Source organism: Cytobacillus oceanisediminis 2691 (assembly GCF_000294775.2).
GTDB lineage: Bacteria > Bacillota > Bacilli > Bacillales > Cytobacillaceae > Cytobacillus > Cytobacillus pseudoceanisediminis.
The window spans coordinates 934,438-960,743 of record NZ_CP015506.1 but is presented as its reverse complement, the minus strand read 5'-3'; the positions used below and the strand labels follow the sequence as shown (position 1 = coordinate 960,743).

The following is a 26,306-nucleotide window of genomic DNA, read 5'->3' as shown; positions in this document are numbered from 1 at the left end:
ACCTTTATGTATTTATAATATTCTTAATTATCACTATATCATAAAAAAAGCCCTGGAGAAGAATCTCCAGAGCGCCTATTTCTCAGCCAGCTGCTGATTTTTTTTGGTAAGGAACCTGACTGCCAACACATCTTAACCCGGAAAAAAATCTTGCGGTGAAGATGATTGCGGCCAGAACGATAAAGATTCCGCTGACTGCGCCTACCTGGTCGGACAGCACCCATTGCGGCAGGTGTTCTGACCATCTTCTTGGTGCACTGATTCCGCCTGCATAAAGGAAAGAGCCCACAAGTCCCATAAAAAAAACAAAATAGAGAGCAATGGTGAACGTATCGATTCCCCTGTGCTCCTGATTGCCTTCGGTCTTATTAAAATAATACATAAACCCAATAATCATGGCGACTACACCCATTCCCATATACGTATGGAAATGGCCCGGAACCCATTTCGTGTTATGCATTACATGATTGACGACAATGGTGGCATCAATGATAGCCGGGATTGCTCCTGCCACCCATCCGAACATGGAAAGGAAAAACAGGCTTGATGTAAAGTCCCATTTCATCCGCGAGCGGTAGACAATCATCAGCGCTCCGTAGGCTGTAACGACCATAACGGGCAAGCCGTTTGCATAGGAAAACACCTGCCCGATGATGAGCATCCATTTTGGCACCGCAAAGTCCATCAGTAAATGGTGCGTATAGATCATTAAGGTAAAGAGTGTCGAGCAGTTCCACGCAATTAAAAAAACCTTGTTAGCTTTCCACGGTCGTTTTGTATATTCTGAGAGGACCTCATAGACGGCAATAACAGCCATATAGATGGTGCAATTGGCAAAGATATGGCCGAACGCATACGTAAGATGCTTGGCAAGCAGGGGGTCCATCGTGACGGCCGGGTTGATAATATTTACGAGGGATGCCGCCAGCACCGTGGCTCCTGCCAGCAGTGCAGTCGAATTGGTTATGATGACCATGGCAGTCGCCACGACAGCAGCAGGCGGACCATATCCTTTTTTCCCCCTGAAAATGATATCCCATCCGAGTGCCTTTCCAAGGCCCCCATAAACTGCTGTCAGTCTCGCAGCCAGGTACATGTAAAGAATTAAAAAACCAAAGCCAAGAACCAGCATGCCCGATAAGAAGAATACCGCACCTGCCGCCCCATACATTTTGGCTGACTGAGCAGGAAGCGGATATAAAAATGTCCAGCCATCGGAAAAGTCAAAGACAAAAATGGCGATGAGAACCATCGAGACTCCGGTTAAAAAAAGGACAAAGTTTACAATGAGGATGGAAGGGTTCAGTTTTACGTATTTAGACAGGAAGTACCATAAGATGGCCGTTCCTCCCAATGCAGCGATGCCGACCATGCCTGTTCCGTGCGCAGTCATGATTTTATAAAACCACTGCGGCGTGATGCTGATCATTTCACCCTGATTCATCAGCATAATAACACCAAAGATCATCATAAGAATTAAGACAAGTGAAGTTACAGCCAGATGCCAGACCACTGTTTTCCTGGCTAATGGGTGAATCGCTTCATTCATCAGAAGCTCCCCCTTCCGGTTCGACAACAATTTCTTTAACCATCACATGATGTCCGGCTGAACAGTATTCAAGGCATAATATTTGATAAGTTCCAGGTTCTTTAAAAGTATAATAAACTGTATTCGTATATCCAGGCATTGCCTGAGTTTGTGCAACAAGCTCCATATTCTCATTGTATAAGCCAAAACCATGGGTAACATCCGAAGCCGTCACATCAAATTGGACCTTGTCCCCTGCTTTAAATGTTTCCTCACTCATCTCCCACGCATATTGTATTCCAGTTACCTTCACTACTATCCCTTCATTTAAGCCTTCCGCTTCGGCCTGATTGCTGTCGTACGGCAGCCTGCCAAGCGTCATGACAGTGGCAAAAGCCATAATGGCAATTAGCCCGAGAAAATAGAATTTCCTGATTTTATATCCTTTTTCCTGGATGGTGCTATACTCTCCGCTGCGCTTGGATTCTCCGTAGACAAACGCAAATGCCAGCGCCAGCAGGAACACAAAGAAAACAGTCGCATACATGGCGATTTGCTGATACATTCCTACCCCTCCAATAAAATTTTCAAATCCCCCCAAACTTTATTTTATGGAAGCTCATTATTTAATTCGGTGATATATGTCCTATTTGACGATTTTTTTGAAATATTCCCGCAAAAAAAATGCCCTGGATCAGGACATTTCCTTTTCTATCGTGTACATCATCCAAAAACCGATATCTTCAAACCCGATGCGTTTATAGATGGTGCCGGCAGCCGGATTATCATAAAACAGACATAGTTCTTTATGCTCCGAAAGAAGCTGGCGGCAGAGCTTGACCATGCATTGGGTGGCATAGCCTTTCTTTTTGTAATTACGATCTGTTGCGACGCCGACGACCATGGCAGAAAGGGAATTTTCGGCTGCAGTTGAAGCGGTGCTGACCATTTTTCCCTCCTCTGTAATAAAAAAGGAACGGGATGAGCCATCCTTTAGACCCCTGCGTTTTCGTTCAACAGTAATGGCTGAATCGCTGAATTCAGGAATGCTGTTCAGAAGCTCCACCAGCTGTTCAGCATCTTCAGGGCCAGCCTGGCAAACTGCTGATGCATCAATACCTTCGTCCGTTATTTCCACGCACTTTGCATAATAAGTTTCCCGTTTTCTTTTTATGCGATTTGAAAGATGAGGTTCAATTTTTGCAGTTACAGCTTTTAGGCCAGACATCATCCCAAGATTCGGGTCCCCGAGCATGATCTCCGCAAACCCCCTGGCATTAAAATCTCCTGCTGCAAAGGGGATGTAATTTTCTTCATATTTTAATAAAACTGCGATTAAATTTCCGCTATCATCGAACTCTCCCCACACCTTTTGGAATTCCTGCTCATAGCCGTATGCTTCAATATCTCCAATAATAAACAGATTCTCAGCCGGCTGCTGCTTTAAAAAGCTGAAGCAAATTTCATCGTCTAGTTCAGTTAGCCTTCTGATCATTTTCCATTCCCCTTATTTGATTTAAATCTCTTCCTATCAGATTGGCTGATATCGGCGTTAGATTCATCTCTCTTGCCCATACGGACAGCTGGCCGATATGATGGATTTCATGGGCAATGACATGGTTCAGGATATCTCCCTTTTTATATTGCCTCTCCATCCATGGCGGTGTAACAAACTCATTATATGGAACCGGCCATTCCTCCTGAAAAAAACTTTCTAATTCCCTGCGGTATTCTTCAGAAAGTGCCCTTACTTTTTCCAGTTCATCATAGTCGGAAAACAGGGGGTCTTTCACTTCCTTGCCCTGAATGGCACAAATCCAGCTGTATTCTACATCCACGATATGAAAAAGGGTTTCCAGAATGCCCCCAACTCCTCCAGTCCGATTGGCATTCAGCTCTTCGGCTGAGAGCTGGCGGCACCATTCAAACCACTCATCGCGCACTTGCCAGTTATAGCGAAATAATGTCAGCATATTCTCTTACCTCCTTGTCCAGATACCTATGGAATTTCGTCAGCATATGGGAATTTCCTGCAAATTTCTTTTTCCTCCGCATAATTACTTGCCATATATTTAATCCTAATGGAAGCGGCATGAGAAGAAAGGGGATTGTATGTGAAGAAGAACTTAATGGTTTTCTATATATCGGTGGGCATATTATTATTGCTTGTTTTATTCGGTGTTTTTGTCCCGGATTCGCTGGAGAGAGTGACCGCAAATGTACAGGCTTTTATCACCGATAAATTCGGCTGGTATTATTTAATTCTTGTATCATTTATCGTTATTGTTAATTTGTACTTTTTAATAAGTCCATTAGGCAGAATTAAGCTTGGGAAGCCGGATGACAAACCCGAATTTTCCCGCCCTACTTGGTTTGCGATGCTGTTTAGTGCGGGAATGGGGATCGGCCTGGTTTTCTGGGGTGCAGCTGAACCGATTTATCACTATGCAGTTGGGTCTCCAACTGGCGGAGAGGTAGGGACTGACCAGGCCATTAGGCATGCCATGAGATATACTTACTTCCATTGGGGAATCCATGCATGGGCGATTTATGGAATTGTGGCGCTTGTTTTGGCTTACTTTATTTTCCGCCACGGGGAACCCGGTTTGATCAGTGCCACTTTAAAGCCGATTTTAGGCGACCATACACAGAAAGCAACAGGGAAGACCATTGATATTCTTTCAGTGGTTGCGACTGTGATTGGTGTGGCAACGACACTTGGGTTTGGGGCTGTGCAGATTAACGGAGGGTTGTCTTATCTTTTTGGCATACCGGTTAGCATTACAGTCCAGTTCATTATTGTGGCTATTGTTACGGTTCTTTTCATGATATCCGCATGGTCTGGACTTGGCAAGGGCATCAAAATCTTGAGCAATGCCAATATGATTTTAGCAGTGATTCTATTTTTGCTCACTTTTTTCCTGGGACCTTCTTTGTTCATCTTAAACCTGTTCACCAATACACTTGGGTCTTATCTGCAGAATTTGCCTGGCATGAGCCTCAGAATTGCGCCGTTAAATCCAGAAGTCAGGGAATGGATTAATGCCTGGACGATTTTTTACTGGGCCTGGTGGATTGCCTGGGCACCCTTCGTAGGGATTTTTATCGCCCGTGTTTCAAAAGGGAGAACCATCCGGGAATTTGTTTTTGGGGTCCTCCTTGTGCCATCGCTAATAGGCTTCATATGGTTTGCAACTTTTGGCGGGACAGCAATGATGCAAGAGCATAACGGTGTTGCCAAAATTTCCGAATTGGCTACTGAGGTAGCTTTATTTGGTGTATTTTCCAACTTGCCGATGGGAACGATCCTTTCAGTCATCGCCATTCTGCTCATTTGTACATTCTTTATTACCTCTGCCGACTCCGGCACATATGTCTTAGGAATGATGACCACAAATGGCTCACACCATCCTGGCAATAAGATAAAAATGGTCTGGGGAATATTGCTTGCTGCCATCTCATTGGTTCTGCTTTATTCCGGCGGGCTTCAAGCACTGCAGAATACGATGATTGCAGCAGCTCTTCCTTTCTCCGTCATCATGGCATTAATGACCTTCAGTCTGATCAAGGCTCTGCAGAAAGAAGCGAAGGAGCTGGGGATAGGAAAAATCCCGAAGAAGAAAGTGTAAAACAAAACCTGCAGATATGGCGTCTGCAGGTTTTCCTGTTTATTTTACCGGGATCCAGATCTCTGAATAATAATCAGAATTGGAAGCATCACCTGCCGTATAGACTTCCAGCTCCGGTGCAGCAGCATGTTCATAGCCGCTGGATGGAAACCATTCTGAGAAGATTTTTTTCCAGGTGTTTTGCATGGCATGCGGCATGGCGCCATGTACTTCAAATACCGCCCATTTGGAGGCCGGAACTTCCAGGCACTCGAAGCTGTCAGGCTTTTCGCCTTTAAAGCTTGCCCCGATCCAATAATCCATGCTGTCAGGCTTCTTGCTGCGGTTATCGACACACACACCGAGAACTCCTTTAATTTCGCCATTATTCAGCATAAATAGCTTGTCAGCAGTCCCGTTGCTATTCACTTCATCCCACATTTTCGGGATGCCGGCCAGATTCTCTTCATTGCACAATGAGAACTCCTTTTTGATTCCTGCTACTTGGAAAGCTTCTTTTTTGACAATTGCATATTGCATTGGTTCTGCCCCTTTCAGACTCACCTGAATTACCAGGCGGTTATATGATTTCAGCTTTCCGGAGAAATTTCTTGCTTCAGTCGGGGTCATGCCATGCTGCCTGCGGAAAGCCTTAGTAAAAGCCTCGGGAGTGTCATAGCCGTATTTATAGGCAAGATCAATCACTTTGCGGTCTGTTCGGACCAGTTCCTGTGCTGCGAGGGTCAGTCTTCTTCCCCGTATATATTCGCCCACCGGCATATCCGTCAAAATGGCGAATGTACGCTGAAAATGAAATACGGAGGAGTTGGCTTCACCCGCGGCTTTCCCGATGGAAAGATCCTCATCCAGCAAATGCTCCTCTATATAATCAATCGCCTTCTGCAGCGATACGATCCATGACATTACTGATCACTCCCTTGATTATATCCTACCTTTTTCTCTTTTTGTCTTCCTGTCATTTTTTGCTTTGTTTTGGCAGGTTTGTATTAAAGAATTCTTATTTTAGAAGGGGAATACCTGCATGTTGGGAAAATTTTATGCGGCTGCTGGCAGACCGGAGCAGAATTATGAAAATAGCGGCCAAAATGGGGGATTTACCGGCCTATTTTGCCGTTTCACCGGCCAAGTTTAGGAAAATACCGGCCAAAGTGGGGAATTTACCGGCCAAAATCACTTCATCATATTTATGGCTCAGTTTCCAACTATATCGGTCAGTCCTTTATCTATCAAGAAATCAGAAAAAAGCCAGCCTCCCCATAACGGGCAGCTGGCTTCGATGGCACCTTATATGGCACGTCCCCAGTGCCGGTGCATGGCAATGTTATTAATTAAATTTTCGCTTGCGGATGCATCGCCGGCTTTGATTTCGACGATTCCCATTTCCGATAGGGTTTGTGATTGCCCCAGCGTGTTCATTGCTTCTGGAGGCAGCAGTTCGGCTCCTTCGCCGCCAAACGCAATGGTTTTAAAATGCTTGTAGGCTTCGCTGACGAATTCCTTGGCCTGCGGCACCTTCTTCAGGGCTTCAGCACTTTCTTTTCCTCCTGCCACATAGATGCCGTCATACATTACTGAGTGAGAGGTCAGGAATGTTTTCACTGCTTCCAATTCTCCGCCGTCTCCTTTGATCATGCCCAGGTTTTTGCTGACAATCTCCGGCATGATTCCAGCACCTTTCAAAGCTTCCATCACGCTTTTGACTTCAGAATAGTTGAATCCATTATCAGCGAGAATGGCGACTTTCCGGGTCTTAGGTGATTTAGCTGTGTTCATTTGGCTAAGAGCAGGAGAAGAGAGCGTCACTTTGGATTCATTCGCAGCATCCGGCACTTTTACGCCAACTCCGAGGGCAATTTGCTCGGCAAGGAAGCTATCCACATTGCTGAACATGTCTACAACCTGCTGCTTCACATCCTTGTTCATCACCTTGCCCACTTCAAAGCGGAACGCCTCGATCATATGCTGCTTTTCCACTTCAGACATGCTGTTCCAGAACATTTTCGCCTGGCTGTAATGGTCTTTGAAGCTGTCGCTGCGCTCGCGCACCTTGCGTCCTTCGACTTTTTCCTGGTAATGAACATAGCCGCCCTCTTCTGCTGTGGCAGGGCTTGGATCATTATTCTGCATCGAGTTTTTATGATAGGCAACCGGCCCTTTATTAATCGTCATGCGATGGTAGCCGTCATACTGATTATTGTGGAACGGGCAGACCGGACGATTGATCGGGATCTCATGGAAGTTCGGACCGCCAAGGCGGATCAGCTGGGTGTCGGTATAGGAAAATAAACGTCCCTGCAGCAGCGGGTCATTTGAAAAATCAATGCCAGGTACGACATGTCCCGGGTGGAACGCGGCCTGCTCTGTTTCAGCAAATACATTATCCTGGTTACGGTTCAGGGTCATTTTCCCGATGATCTTAACCGGGACCATTTCCTCCGGCCATAGCTTTGTTGCATCCAGAATATCAAAGTCAAAGGAGAATTCATCTTCCTCCTCAATCATCTGAACTCCAAGCTCAAATTCAGGGTAATTCCCCATTTCGATGGCTTCCCAAAGATCACGTCGGTGGAAATCCGGATCCTTTCCGGCAAGTTTTTGGGCTTCATCAAAAACCAGGGAATGTGTGCCCAGAACAGGCTTCCAGTGAAATTTCACAAAACGTGCCTTGCCCTGCTCGTTCACAAATCGGAACGTGTGAACGCCAAAGCCCTCCATCATGCGGAAGCTGCGCGGGATGGCACGGTCTGACATTGTCCACATGATCATATGGGCTGTTTCAGTATTGTTGGCGGCAAAATCCCAGAACGTATCATGGGCCGTTGAAGCCTGCGGCATTTCGTTATGCGGCTCCGGCTTGAATGAATGAACCAGATCAGGGAATTTGATGGCATCCTGAATGAAAAACACCGGAATATTATTGCCGACTAAGTCGTAGTTGCCTTCTTCGGTATAAAACTTCGTTGCAAAGCCGCGGGCATCACGTACAGAGTCTGCCGAGCCGCGGGAGCCTGCAACTGTGGAGAAGCGAACAAAGACCGGGGTTTTCACAGATGGATCCTGCAAAAACTTTGCCCGGGTATATTCTGCCATGGGTTCATACACCTGGAAGTAGCCATGTGCGCCAAAACCGCGGGCATGGACAACCCGTTCCGGGATGCGCTCATGGTCAAAATGCGTCATTTTTTCCCTGAAGTGAAAGTCCTCCATCAAGGTCGGGCCGCGGGAACCAGCTTTTAACGAATGCTCATCCTCCGAAACCTTGACTCCCTGGTTCGTCGTAAGCTTCTTTCCTGTATTATCCATGCGAAACTCTTCAAGCTGCCTGTCCTTGCTGTGCTCATTTACACCTTTGTTTTCCGGATCTTGTTTCAAATGATTTTCCTCCTTATATATAAGAAGCAATTGCTTCTGGGCTACGATTCAAACTATGTATCTATATGTTGAAATACCCCAGAACTTAGGCGATAAACGGCAAAATAAAAGAAAGCAGCGGAAAACTGCTTTCTCTCAGGCTTGTGGGCTAATCTCTGTTTTAGGCTGATCTGCATCTCTCAGCAGCTGGATAAAGGTTCTTTTTTGCAGATGATACAGGATGAGCACCAGAATACAGCCTCCGCATGCAGCCATCAGGATCCAGACAGGCATTTTTTCAAGCAGGAAGCCAAAAAAGATAAAGCCGAGTGGTGTCATGGCACTTGCTCCTGTTTCAAGGAGTGACATAACCCTGCCCCGATAGGCATCAGGCGTGCCTTTTTGCAGTAAAACCATCACCGGAATATTGATTACCATGATAACTGATGATAACAGCAGGACCATACCAATTAAAAAAGGAAACATGATGCTGTTTGAAATGCCCATTAAGCCAGGAAAATTCGGGATGCCAAGCAGTGCAATGATGAGGGACATGGCCATTACGCCCCCAAAGATGGTTACTTCTTTTCTCTTTACCTCGGGACGGGCAGATAGAACGACCGACATAATCAGCATCCCGACGGAAAAGGCCCCTTCAATAATACCCAGCTGAAGGGAACTCATTTCCCGCACAGTCAGAACCAGATAAGGCATCGCAACGGGAAAAACCGCGAACCAAAAATTCAGCCAGATGCTAATGATAATGAGATTTTTAATGAACGGCTGATTTTTCACATATGAAACGCCCATTTTCAGATCGTAGATCATACTCTTTTCTTCTAGTCTTTCTTTTTTCTCTGCAAATAGATTGTATTGAATTAGTAAACTGGTGATGCCGGAGACTGTGAAGGCGATGATGTTGATAAGCATGAAGAATGATAAATGAAAGATGCCAAAGAAGACGCCCCCAAGAACAGGTCCCAAGATGGCGGATGATGAAGCTGCGGCCTGATTGAGTGACATCGCTTTTTGCAGAGTATCAGGACCGACCATGTTGTAAATCGCTGAAGTGACTGCCGCTGAATAAAAGGTATTCAAAATGCTTAGAACAGCTGTGGCTGTGTAGAGGAGCCAGATTTCCTGTGTGACAAAAAGATACAGCAGCAAAATGGCAAGCAGCCAGACTGCACAGGCAAAATCGGAAATAATGATGATTTTTTTGCGGTCCCACCTGTCACTGAGGGCGCCCGCAACAGGGGAAAGCAGAATTCTTGGCAGTGCACTAAGAATGAGGGTTATGGCAAAGTTCAGACTGGATCCAGTTTCTGCAAGGATATATAAGCCAATGGCAAAACCGTAAATGGAGGAACCGAGCACTGCTGTCATTTTCCCTGTCAGAAAAAGTGTTATATTTTTTTTAATCTGGGTTTCCATCTAATCTTCCTCCTCGGAATTAAGCAATTTGAAGCTGCAGGAGATTTCATATGAATTGCGCTTTATAGCCCCCTTTACGCTTTTTTCCATGTATTTAACCATCAGATCATACAAATCGTCCTGAAAATCCTTTAATTCATCATCTGTGAGGGAGATGCTTATTCCCATTGATCTGCTGGATCCTTTTTCCTGCCCTTTCTCTTCTTTCAAGTTGAATTGCGTCGCTTTTGAACGGTAATACTTCTCGATAATTCCCCTGTTTTCTTTCGTTTCCTCAATCTCCAGTATTTCGCCTTTATAAAGCTGCTGAATATGGTAATGAATGCTTCCTGCAGACTTCCCTAGCTCTTCAGCAACCTGTTTGGCTGTCATGGCTTTTTTAGCGAGGAGGTAAATAATTTTTATCCTTAGCGGGCTGGATATCAGCTTCTGCTGTTCCAGATTAATCTCCATCGTTTTTTTGATTAAATCCAAAGAGGATTTCACCCTTTCTAATCTATTTATTTATTTTAATTTTATTATATGTTCTAAAAATTTAGAATGATACATCTTTTTAAAATAAATAACAAAGAGGTTTCGGCAAACCATATTTCACTCGCATTGAAATATTAATCTTCACCCTCGACAATTTTGTATTTTCTGACAATATTATATAAAAAAAGCAAATGAGTATTGTCATAAATAGTAAAACAATATAGAATTTTCTTATAACCTCACAAAGAGGCAGGTGAAACGGTGGAAATCACAAAGCATTTTTTCTTTAATCTATCGCTCTTGATCGTCATCTTGTTTATTGTGCTGGTATGGGCGGAAAAAAGCTCTAAATTCCGGTTTTCCAAAGGCTGCTCTTTTATATGGCTTTTGTTCATGATCTGGATATGCTTTCAGTTTTCCTATCAGCCAAGCCCGCATTACTTTTTTGATTTACGATTGATACCTGTCATCATCGGCGGTTTATATGCGGGAATCGGCCCCGCATTGGCCGGGTCTGTGATTTTGATGAGAAGTTTTTATGGAGTAGAACCTGGGTTTTATTCTAATATTCTTTTATATTTGCCCCTCGGGATTATTCTTTGGAGACTCTATCCTTGGTTTTGGAAGCAGGTGCCGCGAAAAAGGATTCGCCTTTCGATTATCATAACCCTGATTTTAAGTGTGCTGACCGTTGTCGTTATGGAACTATCGGTGCCGCCACAGAACCGGTTTGATGCCTGGTTTGCCTACCTGGTGATTCCGCCATTGGGTGTCTTCATGATTTCATATGTATTCGAGTTTGCCAAAAGAAATCTGGATATCCGTGAAAATCTCGTAAGGGCAGAAAAGCTTGAAGCTGTGGAGCAAATGGGAGCAGCCATCTCACATGAAATCCGCAACCCCCTGACGGCTGCAATTGGATTTGTACAGCTATTACAGGAACAGCGGCTGCCGCCGCGAAAAAGGGTTGAGTATTTGGGCATCGTGAAAGCAGAACTCGAATCGGCGGAACAGGTCATTCAAAATTATTTAACCTTTTCCAAGCCTTCCTTAGATAAGATCGAAGAAATTAATGTAAAAAAAGAACTAATGCAAGTCATGAATATATTAAAACCGACCGCCAATCAGAATTCCGTAGAGATTAATGCCCATTTTGCCCTCCTCGGATCGATTAAAGGTGATCGGCAAAAATTCCACCAATGCTTTCTGAATGTAATTAAAAATTCAATCGAGGCCATGCCGCGCGGCGGGCAATTATACATAGAAACACACTATAGCAGCAGCCAGATCACCATCGAAATAAAAGACACCGGTGTCGGCATGACGTCCGATCAGCTTCAGCGTTTAGGTGAACCCTACTATTCTACAAAAGGCTCCAAAGGGACCGGTCTCGGTATGATGGTCGTGTTCAGTATTGTAAGGGCCATGGATGGCAGTGTTCGCGTCAAAAGCGAAGTGGGTAAAGGCACTGTTTTCAGGTTTACATTTCCGAACTTTAAGTCGAAGATACATAATGGATAAAAAAACAGCAGCGGCAGCCTGCTGTTTTTTTACTGGCTTAACATGATTCTATCTGCTTCACCTCAAGATGCTTCGTGCAGTTATACAGCTCACAGATCCACTGGCTATCTTTGATCAAAAGCTTTGTGATGGATGTGTTTTTCAGCGGGGAGGACAGATCCGTGTGCGGCACAAGTTCCCTTAACAGATGGCGGATGAAGGAACCGTGGCTTACGATCAGCACGTTTTCGCCCGGGTGCTTATCTGTGATTTCCTGGAGGAACTCAAGTCCTCTATGAATGATGCTTTCTTTCGGCTCAAAACCGAGGTCCATTTCCCGCCAGTCTTTGCCCCATTTTTCAAGACGCTCTGCTTCGGTTGTGCCTTCAATCATCCCGCCGCCGACTTCCCTTATTCGGGGATCGAGGTGAAGGGGAATGGAACCGGTTTTCTTCTGGATGGCTTCCGCAGTCTGCTTTGCCCTCAGGAGATTGCTTGAATAAATCACATCCCAGCTTTCTCGGCCAAGCCGTTCTGCCAGGCGTTCCGCCTCAGCCAATCCTTCTTCATGGAGAGGAATATCCGAGCTTCCCTGTGCCCGTCCCTCCTTATTCCAGGCTGTAATTCCGTGCCTGATCAATCCGATTTTTGTCATCTATAACACGTCCTTTCTTTTCACTTGTTTCGGTATTTAATTAAAATAGGCAATTTCCTTTTGGAGGATGCAAATAGAAGGGCAGCTTTCATAAATAGAATGTCGAAATCTGCAAATAGAATAGTGGCTCCAGCATACAGGCTTCACCCTCATCATCTGCCGAACAGAAATATCCGCTCAGTATTAAGAAGCTGATCAAAAAGATAAAGCTCTTGTGCCTTAGCGCGTATTTTCCAGCCGGTTTTCTTACTCCGCCGAAAAAGAAATAAAAAGACCCGGCAGCAAAGATAAAATAGGCAGCTACCTGAAGAAACAATTCCACAAGATCCCCCCTATTATGTAAAAGGAGCGGTGCCTGCCGCTCCTGAAGCTAATCTACTTTTCTTACGTTTGAAAAAGGATACCAGACAAATTCGCTGACGCCGATAATCCGCTCCTTCTCGATGTATCCGAGTCCATTACGGCTGTCCAGGCTGACAAGGCGGTTGTCGCCCATCACAAAATAGTGATCTTCCGGAACAGTTAGGGGGCCGAAGTCACCGGTCAGTTTGTTGACAATTCCTTCTGCTGCTTTGCGATTTTCTGAGAGATAGTCTTCATCCCACTGCTTGCCATTTATATACAGATGGTCATCTTTCATCTCCAATTCATCGCCGGGGAATCCTATTAATCTTTTAACATAGTTTTTTTCTTCGTCCTTGATGATGACAATATCGCCTCTGTCCAGTTCTTCAAATTTATTTACGAATATTTTTTCCTCGTCATGAAGGGTCGGATCCATGGAGGCTCCTTCCACATAGTAAGGTGAAAAAAGGAAGACCCTGATCACCATAGCGATTCCAAAGGCAATCAGAAGGGATTTCAGCCAGCTCACTATTTCATGCTTATTCAATGTGTTCCACCAAAGCCTTCTGCACCCATATACCTGTCTTTAATGAAGGTGCGGTGATGAAGTTCATGGCCGGCAATAATATAGGCGATGGCCCGGGCGGTTACTTCCGTGCCGTTTGCATTCCCTCTCCTTAGCAGTGACTCATCATCCATGCTTTTTAGTAGAGCAATCGTGTTTTGGCGTACATAGGACAGCTGCTCTACCAGTTCCCGGATGCTGAAACGGTTGAATTGCCCATTCTTCACATACTCATTATCATCATAGCCAGGCAGCTTGGCCATCTCCCCTCTGCCAATGCAAAGCAGGCGGTAGCTCATGATGCGTTCGGTATCTGTGATATGGCCGATAACTTCTTTAATGGTCCATTTTTCCGGAGCATAACGGAATTGAGCCTGATCTTCATTCAGGTCTTTTACCAGATTCATCGTTTCCTTTATTTGCACATCGAGGATCTGCAGCAGGTCCCCTTCCGGTACGGAGCTGACATATTTCTCATAATAGGGTGCATATTCATTGGATTTAGGTTTTTTTAACATCGCGTTCCCTCCCATTCTATTACCTTATTTTACTAAATATCTATTTACAGAGCCAATATTAGGTTTGAAAAAGCTCGCCCCGGACTGCTTTTATATAGCGTTTAGCTGACCGCTGCACTGCAAGGTCTGCCTCTTTTTCTATAACTCTGTGAAACGCGTTGTAGATCCGGTCAAATGATAGCGTTTTTATTCTGCCAGCCATTCGTTCTACCGTTTCAGCCGGAAGAGGGATGAGATTCGGGTAGCTGTACATGAAGCTGACCCACCCACTATCTGCGACAACCTGAATGATGTCGCCGGTGAGCAGAACGCCTTTGCCCTGGCTCCCATTTTCCCAATGAAGGACAGCACCGCCTTTAAAATGTCCGCCAAGGCGGTGGATGACCAGGCCATCTTGAACTTTGAGCGATTCTCCGCTCCAGAAAATAATGTGTTCACTGTCCCTCATCACCCATTCCCTGTCGTCTTCGTGTATATAGATCGGCACATTGAATGTTTCCGCCCATTCCGCCTGAGCTGAATAGTAATGAGGATGGGACAGTGCGATTGCGTCTAATCCGCCTAGATCTTTTATGGTGTCAATCGTGTGCTCATCGAGATAGGTAATACAGTCCCACATCAGATTAAAACCGTTATGCTGAATAAGATAAGCTGTCTGGTCGATGGCAAACTCCGGCACTGTTTTCATGCTGTAAAGATTGGATTCCTCCTTCTGTATTTCATTTATATAAATTTGGCTTTCCGTCATTTCATGTAATGTTGTCCATTCCTGGCCACGGGGTCCAACGTACTGGCGCTCTTCCATGCAGATCGGGCAGCTTTCAGGCTGATGGACCGAAGGCGGAAATTGCGTTCCGCACGTTTTGCATATATATTTTTCCATTAGAATTGCCTCCGTTTCTCATATTTTACATTACCCATTTTAATGCTGGAAACTTTATGCTAAATCGCCGTTCTGACTGAAAATGACTACAACTTTAGCCTGAAAACTTATACTTCAAGCCTAAGGTAAAAACCTCAAAGTCCAGCTTTTCATAATAGCCCGCTTTCTCTTCCTCAGCCATCAATTGCACATGCAGCCGTGCCTTCGAGCACTCCACTGCCAGCCTGCGCACCATTTCCTTTCCGATGCCCTGGCTGCGATAACCTGGATCAACGATTAATCCGCAAAGATAGGCATTAATCACTCCGTCTGAAATAATGCGCCCTGTCCCGATCAGGCAATCTCCATCATAGGCACTGATCACCAGCCAGCTCTGCTCCATCGCCTTATGCAGTTTTTCTTTCGGCAGCTTCAAAAATTCATTCCAGCCGTCATTTTCATATAACTGAAATAATTGATCCTGATCCGGTAAGGCAAATTCATATTTGATCATAAAAAATCTCCTTAAGTATGTAATGCTAAACCTATTCTGGTTCAAGGCGGAAGAATCCTTTTTCTTTTAACGGTTATCCAGCATCGATACACAGACTTCTTCACTATGTTCCGTATTCCCCGTTACAAACTCATATGTGGAAGCGTCCTCTTTTTCACAAAACTGAACAACATCCCCAAACCACTTCTTTTTGCCATAGTAATAGATTATGTTCGGTTCATCTTTGAAAATGACATAATAATGGGTATGGTAAAAATCATGATTGATGTCCATCTTAGGTATGCTATAGCTGTGTTCCTGAAAATCACTTTCGTCATAGTCTGTTCCATCCAGATGCTTCTTCACCTCATGGGTTATCCACTTGTTCATGATGGGATTGCCATTATTTAATACATAAAGAAAAAAGACGGGTGTAGCCAGAATTAACAAGCCTGCTATAATCAACAGTAATTTTTTCATGTATTTGTCACTCCCAACCGTTTATATAGTGTAATTTTACACTACAAGTAACTTGGAGTGGTAGTTTTTTCTATATGAAACTTTTTTGTCTGCCGTCCGTATTAAATAGTAAAGAACTTACTTTAGGAGAGATTCTTATGGGAAATATTTTTATTTTTTCACTGATTGCCGGACTGGCGGTTGCTATCCTGCTGATTCCGTTCAGCTATAAACCGAAGGCAAAGGCAAAGGAAAAAGAAGGCAGGAAACTGGGGACCGGAATTATGGCCGGCACCGCCGCTGTATCTGTGCTGCTTGTTTTTGCCGTGTATTATTTCACCAATCTGGACCGGAACTTGACCAGCTTATGGCTGTTTGCGGTTATCGCTTCATTAATTGGAGCTGTTCTTGCGACAGGCAGGGAACGAATGATAAAAACAGGTGTGTTTGCCGTCAGTCTGATTGCAGGGATTTTCTTTCTGACAGCTTTTCTATTCAACGCAGATGATAAATATGAAAGTGCCAAAATGAATGAAAAAACGGAGATTGAGACGTTTGATGAAAAAGAAACACCGGCAAGCGTGCCGCCGCAGTTTGCACGCAATAAGATGAAGAAGGCTTTCGGGCAGGTTCCGAATACGAGCTATTATGAGCTTGGCAGCCTGCAGATCCAGAAAGTCAATGGAGAATATGTTTATATAGCGCCTGTAGAGTTTTCGGGCTTTTTCAAATGGTGGAATGGAGATAAAACACCTGGCTATTTTACAATCAGCGCAACTGACTCCTCTGCCAATCCAAAGTTTGTGAAAAGTGATATGGTGTATACACCATCCTCTTATTTTAATAAAAATATTGAGCGCCATATTCGGATGCAGTATCCGCAGGCCATTTTTTACGGAGATGTGCAGCTGGAGGTGGATGACGACGGAAAGCCGTTTTATATCCGTTCATATGGAGAGTTTATTTCGGCGAGAAATGGCTTTGATGTTCAAGGGGTGGTCATGGTTGACCCGCTGAACGGACAGACGGAGTCCTATAAACTTGCGGATGTGCCGGCCTTTGTGGATGGAGCTGTTTCCCCTGAAACTGTCAGTCTGCAGAACAGCTATTTCGGGAATTATGTCCACGGCTTCTGGAACAGCAAATTCGGAAAGTCAGATGTTAGGCTTCCATCGGATGAAGGAACAGAAGCCAATGTGAGTCCGATTTTTGATGAAAATGGCGATATGTATTACTTCACAGATTTTACAAGTCCCAAAGAAGGCGTCGATTCGATGCTTGGCTATTCTCTGACAAATTCAAGGACGGGCGAAGCGACCTTCTTTACAGGTAATCTTGAGGAATCTTATATGGATTCGCAGGGTGCCCTCCAGATTATCGAGAAGAAATTCATCGAGAAAAAATGGAGCGGTGAAATGCCTGTTCTGTATAACTTCTACGGGGAAGCGAGCTGGCTGACGCCTGTGCTTGATGCCAACGGATTCCTGCAGAACTACTTTATTGTATCAGCTGCCAATCCGGAAATATCTGCTTACGGGACAACGCCAAATGAAGCATTGCGTTTATATAAAACCGCATTGCAGCGAGGCGGAGGCACGGTAGACGGAAGCTCAAAAGCAGAGGAGAAACAGGTGAGCGGCACTGTACTGCGGGTGTACAAGGAGAAATCCGGCGAATTCACCGTCGTATCATTCCTCCTGGATAACCGCCAGAGCTATGTGGTTTCATCTGAAACCGTGCCGATGGCCATTTATCTGAAGGAAGGCGATCAGGTGGACGTGAACTATCTGGATACAGGTGAGGCATTCCTGCCTGTGAAGGAAATGACCATTAAAGGATTGGAATAGACGCAAAAACACGATGAAGGCATCCTTCATCGTGTTTTTTATTACCCTGCTATTATGTTTGCTGATTTAATGGCACTGGATAGTGTGGATTTGATGCTGACATGATCAAATGTCAAACCGAGCTGTACTGCAGTCTGGGCAATTTCCGGCCTTAAGCCGGAGATTGTCGTCTTTACGCCGATCAGGCTTAGCGCTTCTATCAGCTGGAAAAGCTGATGGGCTACCATAGTATCAATCATGACTACGCCTGAAAGGTCAAGGAACAGCTGGCTGACACCTATTTTATTGCACTGCTGAAGTGTATTTTCAAGCATGATTTTCGCTCGTGCTGTATCAATATCCCCGACAAGAGGAAGAAGTGCGATATCTTCTGTCAGGGAAATGACCGGGGAACTTAGTTCAAGGATTAAAGCCTGCTGTGCCTGCAGCCTCTTCTGGGAATGGTTATTATACTCCTCCGTGAACCAGGTAACCACCTCACCGATGGTTCTAATGATCATCCTGCGCCATAAGGCAATTTGTTTTTCATCATATTGACCCTGGCTGATTTCAACAAACTGCTCAAGCAGGTTCAAATACTGTTCCTGGGTGTTAAAGAACTCCTGCAGGATCATCTCCAGAGGCGTACGGAGGTGTTCATCATCCTGCGCCACTTTGACAATCCAGCTTTCCAGCTCACGAAAGAAAGCTTCTTCTTCTTTATGGAAGACTTCGGAGAACTGCTTGTGGAATTCGTAATTTTGCTTCTTTACTCGTTCAATCACAGCGGGATCTTCTGATGTATATATCCCGCCGCTCTCTTCTTTGTCCACATTTTTATACCATTCTTCTGTTAAGTCCCAGGTTTTTTCAAGGAAAAATTGATATAGATCATGATTACGATGCATGCCTGTCTCCCCTAACCGAACTGTTATTTCAATATTAATATTTTAACCGATGAGAAATAAAGTGTCGATTTTAAGCTCCTAACGATTTTCCGCTAATTCCCTGCTGTTCGCATACTGATAGTCTGCTCCTGGTCTCGGAAGCATTATGCTTAAGGCGGATGCCAGAACAAGAAGAATGATGGATGCAATGAAAGAACTGTCATAGCTCCCTGTCAGATCAAATATGACACCAGGGACGAAGGAACCAAGAGCAGAACCCAGCTGATGGCTCAAATAAATCCAGCCAATCACCGCTCCGGCGGACAGATGCCTGAAATATTCCGCAGCCAGTTTCATGGTCGGTGCGACAGTGGCAAAATTGACAATCCCAAAGCTGATGGCAAACAGAATCAACAAATGGGATTGAGTGACGAAAAAGCCAAACAGGGAAGCATCATTTACGATGATGAGCAGAAGAACAATGGTCAGGGCCCGTACTCCGTAGAGAAAGGCAAGGATCCTTCTGCAATTCCACCTATCTGCAAGAAACCCGGATACGACTGTGCCGAGAATGTTGAAGCCGGCCAGCAGACTGACAGCGGCTCCGGTAACGCCAGGCGTAAATCCGCAATACTGGGCAAAGGGAATAAGATGGGTATCCATCAGGCCTGTAGTGGTGACGCCGCACACGAAAAACGGGAGCATGAGAAACAGGAATTCTTTTCGCTTTAAGAGCTGGAATATAGATAGCGTTCCTTTTGGTGCTTCCTTTTGCCTTCCCTTCTCATTATCACTCACCCTCGCTCCATAAGCCTCGATATGGAGATCAGCCGGGTTCGAACGGATAAAGAGCAGAAGAAGCGGAAAAATGAATACAATCAAAAAGCAGCCGAGCACGAGCACAGTTGTCTTCCACCCGAGCTGGTCAATTAGGAATAAGGACAGCGGGACAAGAATAAGCTGTCCTGCTGCAGTGCCTGCAGACATCAGTCCCATGGCCATACCCTTTTTATCGGCAAACCAGGTCGCCACCGCCATCGTTCCCGCAACATTGGATGCACCTCCAAAACCAACCGAGGCGATTACACCATAGATGATAATCAGCTGGACGGCATTAGTGGTGAAAAAGGTGAGAAGTGTTGAAAAACCGATCACCAAAATGCTGCAGGATAGAATATAGCGGATGCCATATTTGTCAATCAGCCTGCCAACATACGGCTGTGAAATGGCAAAAACAATATAGCTGACGAAGGCAATGAAGGATATGACACTGCGATTCGCAGAAAACTCATGCTCCCATGGCGCCATGAACGCCCCGAACGACAAACGTACACCCTGTGCAGCCAGCAACGCCAAGAACGTCAATATTAAAATAATCCACGCATAATGAACCTTAAGGCGCTTCACGATGTGAACCTTCTTTCGGGTGACAGGCACCTATACCAGTTAGCTTAAGTGGTATAGGCGCCTATCACTTTTTTAAGAATAATCATATCATATAATTTTTATAACTTTCTAAATTTTGTCTGTTTTTCGCGGTAATTCAACAATTTACTTTTCAATCAAACGTTTGATTGAAAAGGCAGACAACCCTTCTTATACTTGATTTTTTCCCGGGAAATAGGTGCAGGAAATGTCGTCAGCTTAGGAAAGTTTTCGACAATGAATAAAGCCATTTCCTTGTTGGAAATGGCCTTTACCTTTTATACTGCCTGTTTTTGCTGTTCCTGCTTCATTAATTTCATTTCACTAATGGCTTTTTTAGCCTTATTTTCATCAAATTCATTTTCGCTCTTTGCTACAACCATCGTTGCGATTCCGTTTCCGATCAGGTTCACTATTGCTCTTCCTTCACTCATGAAGCGATCTACACCAAGAAGAAGCGCCAATCCTTCAAGAGGAATAACCTGCAGGGCGGCAAGCGTCGATGCCAATACAATAAATCCGCTGCCAGTTACTCCCGCGGCACCTTTTGAAGTCAGCATGAGTACTAATAGAATGGTAACCTGCTGGCCGATTGTCAGATCCACTCCGAACACTTGTGCAAGGAAGACAACTGCCATGGACAGGTAAATGGATGTACCGTCCAGGTTAAAGGAGTACCCTGTTGGAATGACCAGACCCACAACCGATTTGGAGCAGCCGATGCGCTCCATTTTATCCATCATTCTCGGAAGCACTGATTCTGATGAACTTGTGCCTAATACGATTAAAATTTCATCTTTGATGAACTTCAAATAATTCCATAAGCTGAATCCGTACATTTTGCATATAATATTTAAAACAACAAAGATAAATAAGAACATCGTCACGTACACAGAAATCATCAGTTTGCCAAGCGGAACAAGTGATGCCAGTCCGAAATGCCCGATTGTATAGGCCATGGCTCCAAATGCTCCAAGCGGGGCTGCCTTCATTACATAGCCGATGATTTTAAAGAAGACCAATGATAGCTTATCCAAAAATTCAATGACGATTTTGCCCTTTTCACCAAGAGCAGCCAAACCGACACCAAATAAAATAGAGAAGAATAAAACCTGCAGGATATCCCCTTTTGCAAAGGCATCCACCATGTTGGAAGGAACAATATGTGTTACAAACTCAATCCAATTGATGCCCTCTCCGCCATTGGCTGTATACTGTGAAACATCTCCTTTTTCCAATTCATTAAAGTTCAGGCCTGCACCTGGTTTAATGACATTAACGACGATCAGACCGATCATTAAAGCAAGTGTAGTAACAACCTCAAAATAGATAAACGCTTTGCCGCCAACCTTGCCGACTTTTTTCATATCACCCATTTTGGCGATTCCAAGGACGATAGTCAGGAAAATAATCGGGGCGATGACCATTTTAACTGCGTTGATGAAGGTATCGCCTACCGGCTTCATCTCTTTTCCGACTTCCGGCCAAATCAGTCCGACCATAACACCGATAAAAATAGCCGTTAACACCTGAAAGGTTAAATTTTTATAAATCCGCTGCTTCTTCACTTTGATCTCATCTCCTTTTTTCTAACTATTCATTCTATTAGGAATGATAGCGTTTTCAGATAAAAGCGAGAAGTTTATGGTCATAACGGATGTTTTGTTCATTTTGGTCTCGAAATATAATAACTAAACTATGACATACCGATTGACAGGCCTGCCCACTCCTCCGTACTGCACATCCAGCCGGATTGCTCCGCTTTTTTCAAGGTAATCAAGATAGCGGCGGGCGGTTACTCTGGCAATGCCGATGCCGTTGGCAACTTCTTCGGCAGAGCGGGGTTCGGTCTGCTGCTGCATAAATGCAGTAATTTCATTTAAGGTGAATTCATTCAGCCCTTTTGGCAGACTGTTTGCTTCTTTCTTCGCCTGCTTTGCATAAATCAGGGCATCCAGCTGCTCCTGTGACAGTGTGCCTGATTCCTTCAGGCTCTCTCTGTAATGGCGGTATTTTTCAAGAGCCTGCTGAATTCTGTTCAGCTTAAAAGGTTTAATGATATAATCTCTTGCGCCATTTTGAAGCATCAGCTTGATGGTTTCCTTATCCTTTGCAGCGGAAACGACGATGACATCAGAATCGAGGTGCTGCTTTCTAAATTCCTGAAGGGTTTGAATGCCATCTTTTTTCGGCATAAAAATATCCAAAATAACCAGGTCAGGCTTCAGTTTTTTCGCAAGGCTGATTCCTTCCTCACCATTTCCGGCTGCCGCAATGATCGTGAATCCTTCCACACTTGCAATGAATTCTCTATTCACTTCCTGGACCATTGGGTCATCTTCAATCAGCAGCACATTGATTTCTTCTTTAACCGCCATATGCCTCTCCCTCCGCTTCCATTGGAAAAGTGATCGTAAAGGAAGCTCCTTCATCCCGGCCTGTTGAAACCTCGATCGCTCCTCCGCCTTTTTCTGTAATTTGTTTGACAAGGTAAAGCCCATAGCCTGTCCCGCCTGATTTATTGGCAGTAAATCCTTTTTCATATAGCTTCGGCAAAATCGCTTCCTCTATCCCGCTGCCGTTATCTTCCACCAGCACCGCACAAATCTCATCAGTCTGCTCAATACTGATATCTATTTTTCGATCTTCACGTTCACTATGCTCAAAAGCCCCAAACGCATTTTCAATCAGATTGCCCAGCAGCAAAACAAAGTCATGGTGGTCCAGGCGGCTTGGAAACTCCTCCAGATTGCTGTTTGGGTCGATGACCACTGTGATGCCCAATTCCTTTCCGCGCCGCACTTTGCTTAATAATAGGCCTGCAATGGCATCGTTCCTGATTTTATCGCTGAGGAAATTCGAGAGGTTTTCCTGCTCTTCAGACGCATCGAACGTCAGCTTTAAAGCTTTGTCTGCTTTCCCGAGCTGAATCAATCCGGCAATGGTGTGAAGCTTGTTCATATGTTCATGGTTCTGCACTCTCAGCGCCTCAACAAAGCTTTTTACACCGGTCAGCTCTTCGGCTAGCTTCGTGACTTCCGTGCGGTCCTGGAAAATAGCTACCGCTCCGATCATTTCGCTGTCTTTCCGGATGGGAATTCTGGTGCTTAAGATGACCTTGCCGCTTACAATGATTTGTTCATTATAAACTGCACGGCTGCGCTCCACTATTTCAGGGAGCCTGGTGTCTTTTAAAACAGATCTGATTTTTTTGCCGGCGACATCGCCAGTTACGTTAAAAATTTTCTTTGCCTTTTCATTGAAAATCGTAATGTTTTCCTGGTTATCGATCGCGATTACGCCTTCATTGATCGAATGAAAGGTGGCTGTCCTTTCCTCCAGCATCCGTTTGATTTCATGGGGCTCCAGCTGGAACATCTGCTTTTTAATATGATTGGCAAGCATCAAAGAACCGATCAGTCCAAATATGAGCGTCAGCAGGACAATAATGCTGATTTCGCCGGCCAGATCAGCGATAATTTCCGTAATCGAAGGGATCTTATTGCCGACAACGACCACACCGATTTGATTGAGGCTTTCATCTTTAATCGGGATGAATGCGCGGATAAAGGTACCGACGTCTCCCTCTGCCTTGGAAAAATAAATATGTTCGGCAAAAGCCGGTTTCTCATCCTCACCTGCAGATGGCTGGCCGATCAGTTCCCTGACCGGATGGGAATAGCGGATACGCTCCATATTCATGATTACGATATAGTCTGTTTCATTAATGATCCGGATTTCCTCTGTGACTTTATTAACCGTCTTCCAGCCCTGCGGCTGGAGGATTCCTTTTTTTACATCTGACAGCTCTGCCACCGTTCTGGCTGTATTCATCGAGCGTATCCTCAGCTCTTTTTCTTCCTGCTCCTGGATGTTTGCAATAACCACCATTCCGCCAATCAATAAAGAAAAAATAACGACTGCATAAGACAGGATGGTAATCTTCCAGCGGATGGGCATCTGATTCACAAGGGACCCTCCCTTCTGTCTTTACGGATAGAATTCTTGTAAGTATGATAACATTAATAGTTTTAAAAAGGAGGATTCAAATGAAAAGCGCCACAGGCTATATTCTCCTTGCCGGTATGGTTTTGCTGCTGGCTGCCTTCTTTGGCTATCAAAGCTTTTTTCCAAGGGATGCGGTTCCCTACGATGATGACCAGGAAGGGCTCAAGGATCAAATTGTCTTCAAGTTCAGCCATGTGGTGGCTGAAAATACCCCGAAGGGCCTTGCAGCCCAAAAGTTTGCAGAGCTTGTCGCCGAAAAGTCGAATGGCCATATTAAAATAGAAGTGTTTCCAAACGGCAGTCTCTATTCCGATATTGAAGAAATTAATGCTCTTAAAGAAGGACAGGTTCACTTTATTGCCCCCTCCACATCCAAGCTTGGCATGCTTTCACCGCAATGGGGAGTGCTGGATCTGCCTTTTGCGTTCCCTTCGCGTGAAGCTGCTATGAAAGGCCTGAACGGGAAAATCGGCGAGCAGCTGCTGAGATCCCTGCAGGGGGACGGCATTAAAGGGCTCGCCCACTGGCCAAATGGATTTAAGCAGATCACTTCAAATCAGGGTCCCATCCAAAAACCAGGGGATCTGAAAGGGCAATCCTTCCGGATTATGCAAAGTGATGTGATATCTGCCCAATTCAGCCGCCTGAAGGCAAAGGCAGTTCAGGATTCATTCAATTCCACTTATAAACTCCTGGAAGAAGGCGATGTGGATGGTGAAGAAAACACCATTTCCAACATCTACTCAAAGAAATTTTATAACCTGCAAAAGCATATGACAATCAGCAATCATGGCTATCTTGGATATGCAGTGATGATGAGCGAGAAGGTCTGGAATGAGCAGACAGAGGAAACAAAGAAGATTCTGCTCGAGGCAATGGAAGAAACAACCGCCTGGAACAGCCGGATGGCTTTTGAAATGAACGAAGAACTGCTTGAAAAAATCAGGCAGAATTCCTCCATTCAAATTCATGAGCTTACATCTGAAGAAAAACAGAAATGGCAGTCTAAGCTGGATCCTGTCTATGAAGACTTTTCACAGGAAATCGGGAAGAAACTTGTAGAAGAGATGAAGGAACTGCGGGCTAAATATCAATAAAAGGTGACAGGCACCTATACCAATTGGTATAGGTGCCTGTCATTCTTTTATTTACAGCTTCTGTATGAATGCTACTTTAAGATAGTCTCCTTCTTTGAATTCCTTAATGGTGCGGAAGTCTTCAGGAAGGGTGAATTCCTCAAGGATTTTGTAGCGGTCCCCTGTTTGTGCGAATGCTTTTTTGATAAAGTCTTTGAATTTTTTCATGTTGAATGTGCTGCAGTTTGATGATGCCACAATGATTCCATTCTTTTCTGTGATTTGAATGGCCTGTGCGAGCAGTTCCGGGTAATCTTTTCTGGCGCTGAATGTATGCTTTTTGGAACGGGCAAAGCTTGGAGGGTCAAGGATGACCATATCAAATTTCAGCTGCTTCCGAACGGCGTATTTGAAGTAGTTGAACACATCTTCCACAATAATATCCTGTGCCTCAAAATCAATGCCATTGACGCTGAACATTTCGATGGTTTTGCTTTTGCTGCGGTTGGCAAGGTCGACACTGGTTGTTTTCACTGCTCCCCCTAATGCGGCTGCCGCTGAAAAAGCGCCCGTATAAGAGAACGTGTTCAGTACCGTTTTTCCTTTAGCATACTTATCCCTGATTGTCTTCCGGACATGCCTCTGATCAAGAAATACACCTACCATGGCGCCATCATTGAGATAAATGGGAAAGCTGATTCCATTCTCCTTCACCATCAGCGGAAAAGATGCCCGTTCCCCTGCTGCGAAATCATCATCCTCTATATAGGTGCCTTTTACAGCAAACCGTTTCTTTTCATACAGGCCTTTGACATCAGCACTGTTCATCAATGCCTGAATTACTGTATTTCTGAAGCTGTAAACCCCTTCACTGTACCAGCTGATCACGTAAAAGCCATCGTAATAATCAATCGTGATGCCTCCGATTCCATCTCCTTCTCCATTGAAAACCCGAAAAGCGGTTGTTTCTGGGTCATGGAATAGAGCTTCCCGCCTTTTTAAAGCTTCTTTAAATTTATTTGCAAAAAACGCTTCGTCGAAGGTTTCCTGAGGATTACGCGAGAGAATCCAGCCTCTGCCTTTATTCTGCTTTCCAAAATACCCTTTGCCGATAAACCGCCCGCTCTCATCAGTCAGTTCAATGACCGCACCCTCTTCAATCCCCTTCGGAATCCGCTGCACCGATTCCTCCGTTACCAGGGGATAGCCATCCTTAAACCCATTCTTATATTTAGAAGCCGCAATTAATTTGATAGCTTTACTCATATTTC

General features: G+C 44.7%; 25 protein-coding genes. 4 read left to right on the top strand and 21 right to left on the bottom strand.

Annotated features, from left to right (window positions below):
• Nucleotides 1-82: 82 nt before the first annotated feature.
• The 4 genes from A361_RS04995 to A361_RS04980 all read right to left on the bottom strand — a co-directional run bounded on the left by A361_RS04995 (nt 83) and on the right by A361_RS04980 (nt 3,501).
• Complete coding sequence (locus A361_RS04995) at nt 83-1,549, bottom strand: cbb3-type cytochrome c oxidase subunit I (protein WP_019382619.1); 1,467 nt, start codon at nt 1,547-1,549, stop codon at nt 83-85.
• Nucleotides 1,542-2,093 carry a hypothetical protein gene (locus tag A361_RS04990; RefSeq protein WP_019382620.1) on the bottom strand — a complete coding sequence of 184 codons (552 nt, stop codon included), beginning with the start codon at nt 2,091-2,093 and terminating at the stop codon, nt 1,542-1,544. Before A361_RS04990 ends, A361_RS04995 begins: the two co-directional genes overlap by 8 nt.
• 129 nt (nt 2,094-2,222) lie before the next feature.
• Nucleotides 2,223-3,023: a GNAT family N-acetyltransferase gene (locus A361_RS04985; RefSeq protein WP_019382621.1), complete on the bottom strand. Its 801-nt coding sequence runs from the start codon at nt 3,021-3,023 to the stop codon at nt 2,223-2,225.
• Nucleotides 3,004-3,501, bottom strand: coding sequence for a DinB family protein (locus tag A361_RS04980; RefSeq protein WP_019382622.1), 498 nt, complete (start codon nt 3,499-3,501; stop codon nt 3,004-3,006). Before A361_RS04980 ends, A361_RS04985 begins: the two co-directional genes overlap by 20 nt.
• 141 nt (nt 3,502-3,642) lie before the next feature.
• On the opposite strand from A361_RS04980, the gene A361_RS04975 reads away from it, so the two are divergent.
• On the top strand, nt 3,643-5,157 hold the full coding sequence (locus A361_RS04975; protein ID WP_019382623.1) for a glycine betaine uptake BCCT transporter: 1,515 nt from the start codon (nt 3,643-3,645) through the stop codon (nt 5,155-5,157).
• 39 nt (nt 5,158-5,196) lie between these two features.
• On the opposite strand, the gene A361_RS04970 is transcribed toward A361_RS04975, so the two are convergent.
• The 4 genes from A361_RS04970 to A361_RS04955 form a co-directional block, all read right to left on the bottom strand.
• Nucleotides 5,197-6,060, bottom strand: a complete 864-nt coding sequence (locus A361_RS04970; protein WP_019382624.1) for an AraC family transcriptional regulator — start codon at nt 6,058-6,060, stop codon at nt 5,197-5,199.
• A gap of 381 nt (nt 6,061-6,441) precedes the next feature.
• Complete coding sequence (locus tag A361_RS04965; RefSeq protein WP_019382626.1) at nt 6,442-8,529, bottom strand: catalase; 2,088 nt, start codon at nt 8,527-8,529, stop codon at nt 6,442-6,444.
• Between the two features lie 135 nt (nt 8,530-8,664).
• Entirely contained in the window at nt 8,665-9,942 is a 1,278-nt protein-coding gene (locus A361_RS04960) for an MFS transporter (RefSeq protein ID WP_019382627.1), read from the bottom strand.
• Nucleotides 9,943-10,416, bottom strand: coding sequence for an ArsR/SmtB family transcription factor (locus tag A361_RS04955; RefSeq protein WP_019382628.1), 474 nt, complete (start codon nt 10,414-10,416; stop codon nt 9,943-9,945).
• A gap of 261 nt (nt 10,417-10,677) precedes the next feature.
• Here A361_RS04955 and A361_RS04950 point away from each other — a divergent pair, with 261 nt between their 5' ends.
• The gene (locus A361_RS04950) at nt 10,678-11,937 is read left to right on the top strand and encodes a sensor histidine kinase (RefSeq protein WP_019382629.1); all 1,260 of its coding nucleotides are present in this window, start codon (nt 10,678-10,680) and stop codon (nt 11,935-11,937) included.
• Between the two features lie 37 nt (nt 11,938-11,974).
• On the opposite strand, the gene A361_RS04945 is transcribed toward A361_RS04950, so the two are convergent.
• From A361_RS04945 to A361_RS04915, 7 genes are all read right to left on the bottom strand, one after another.
• Complete coding sequence (locus A361_RS04945; RefSeq protein ID WP_019382630.1) at nt 11,975-12,571, bottom strand: histidine phosphatase family protein; 597 nt, start codon at nt 12,569-12,571, stop codon at nt 11,975-11,977.
• A gap of 88 nt (nt 12,572-12,659) precedes the next feature.
• Nucleotides 12,660-12,893 carry a hypothetical protein gene (locus tag A361_RS04940; RefSeq protein ID WP_019382631.1) on the bottom strand — a complete coding sequence of 78 codons (234 nt, stop codon included), beginning with the start codon at nt 12,891-12,893 and terminating at the stop codon, nt 12,660-12,662.
• A 48-nt stretch (nt 12,894-12,941) separates the two neighbouring features.
• On the bottom strand, nt 12,942-13,463 hold the full coding sequence (gene lepB / locus A361_RS04935) for a signal peptidase I (RefSeq protein WP_019382632.1): 522 nt from the start codon (nt 13,461-13,463) through the stop codon (nt 12,942-12,944).
• Nucleotides 13,460-13,999 (bottom strand): DinB family protein, encoded by a 540-nt coding sequence (locus A361_RS04930; protein WP_019382633.1) that lies wholly within the window; start codon nt 13,997-13,999, stop codon nt 13,460-13,462. The genes lepB and A361_RS04930 overlap by 4 nt, the downstream gene beginning before the upstream one ends.
• A 58-nt stretch (nt 14,000-14,057) precedes the next feature.
• Entirely contained in the window at nt 14,058-14,882 is an 825-nt protein-coding gene (locus A361_RS04925; RefSeq protein WP_019382634.1) for an MBL fold metallo-hydrolase, read from the bottom strand.
• 94 nt (nt 14,883-14,976) lie between these two features.
• Nucleotides 14,977-15,375, bottom strand: coding sequence for a GNAT family N-acetyltransferase (locus A361_RS04920; protein WP_019382635.1), 399 nt, complete (start codon nt 15,373-15,375; stop codon nt 14,977-14,979).
• Between the two features lie 66 nt (nt 15,376-15,441).
• Complete coding sequence (locus A361_RS04915) at nt 15,442-15,834, bottom strand: DUF3139 domain-containing protein (RefSeq protein ID WP_019382636.1); 393 nt, start codon at nt 15,832-15,834, stop codon at nt 15,442-15,444.
• Between the two features lie 137 nt (nt 15,835-15,971).
• On the opposite strand from A361_RS04915, the gene A361_RS04910 reads away from it, so the two are divergent.
• The gene (locus A361_RS04910) at nt 15,972-17,660 is read left to right on the top strand and encodes a membrane protein (RefSeq protein WP_019382637.1); all 1,689 of its coding nucleotides are present in this window, start codon (nt 15,972-15,974) and stop codon (nt 17,658-17,660) included.
• Nucleotides 17,661-17,701: 41 nt separating this feature from the next.
• Here the strand turns inward: A361_RS04910 and A361_RS04905 are convergent, their stop codons facing one another.
• From A361_RS04905 to A361_RS04885, 5 genes are all read right to left on the bottom strand, one after another.
• Entirely contained in the window at nt 17,702-18,547 is an 846-nt protein-coding gene (locus A361_RS04905) for an STAS domain-containing protein (protein ID WP_019382638.1), read from the bottom strand.
• Between the two features lie 78 nt (nt 18,548-18,625).
• A complete protein-coding gene (locus A361_RS04900) occupies nt 18,626-19,933 on the bottom strand; it encodes an MFS transporter (RefSeq protein ID WP_019382639.1) in 1,308 nt (435 codons plus the stop codon).
• 296 nt (nt 19,934-20,229) lie between these two features.
• Nucleotides 20,230-21,519: a C4-dicarboxylate transporter DctP gene (dctP, locus tag A361_RS04895; RefSeq protein ID WP_009335063.1), complete on the bottom strand. Its 1,290-nt coding sequence runs from the start codon at nt 21,517-21,519 to the stop codon at nt 20,230-20,232.
• Between the two features lie 123 nt (nt 21,520-21,642).
• The gene (locus A361_RS04890) at nt 21,643-22,329 is read right to left on the bottom strand and encodes a response regulator (protein ID WP_009335064.1); all 687 of its coding nucleotides are present in this window, start codon (nt 22,327-22,329) and stop codon (nt 21,643-21,645) included.
• Nucleotides 22,319-23,911 carry an ATP-binding protein gene (locus A361_RS04885; RefSeq protein WP_285856349.1) on the bottom strand — a complete coding sequence of 531 codons (1,593 nt, stop codon included), beginning with the start codon at nt 23,909-23,911 and terminating at the stop codon, nt 22,319-22,321. Before A361_RS04885 ends, A361_RS04890 begins: the two co-directional genes overlap by 11 nt.
• An 89-nt stretch (nt 23,912-24,000) precedes the next feature.
• Between A361_RS04885 and A361_RS04880 the strand changes: the two genes are divergently transcribed.
• Nucleotides 24,001-25,056: a TRAP transporter substrate-binding protein gene (locus A361_RS04880; RefSeq protein ID WP_019382641.1), complete on the top strand. Its 1,056-nt coding sequence runs from the start codon at nt 24,001-24,003 to the stop codon at nt 25,054-25,056.
• A gap of 51 nt (nt 25,057-25,107) precedes the next feature.
• Here A361_RS04880 and A361_RS04875 read toward each other — a convergent pair whose 3' ends face one another.
• The gene (locus tag A361_RS04875; RefSeq protein WP_019382642.1) at nt 25,108-26,301 is read right to left on the bottom strand and encodes a class I SAM-dependent rRNA methyltransferase; all 1,194 of its coding nucleotides are present in this window, start codon (nt 26,299-26,301) and stop codon (nt 25,108-25,110) included.
• Nucleotides 26,302-26,306 lie beyond the last annotated feature (5 nt).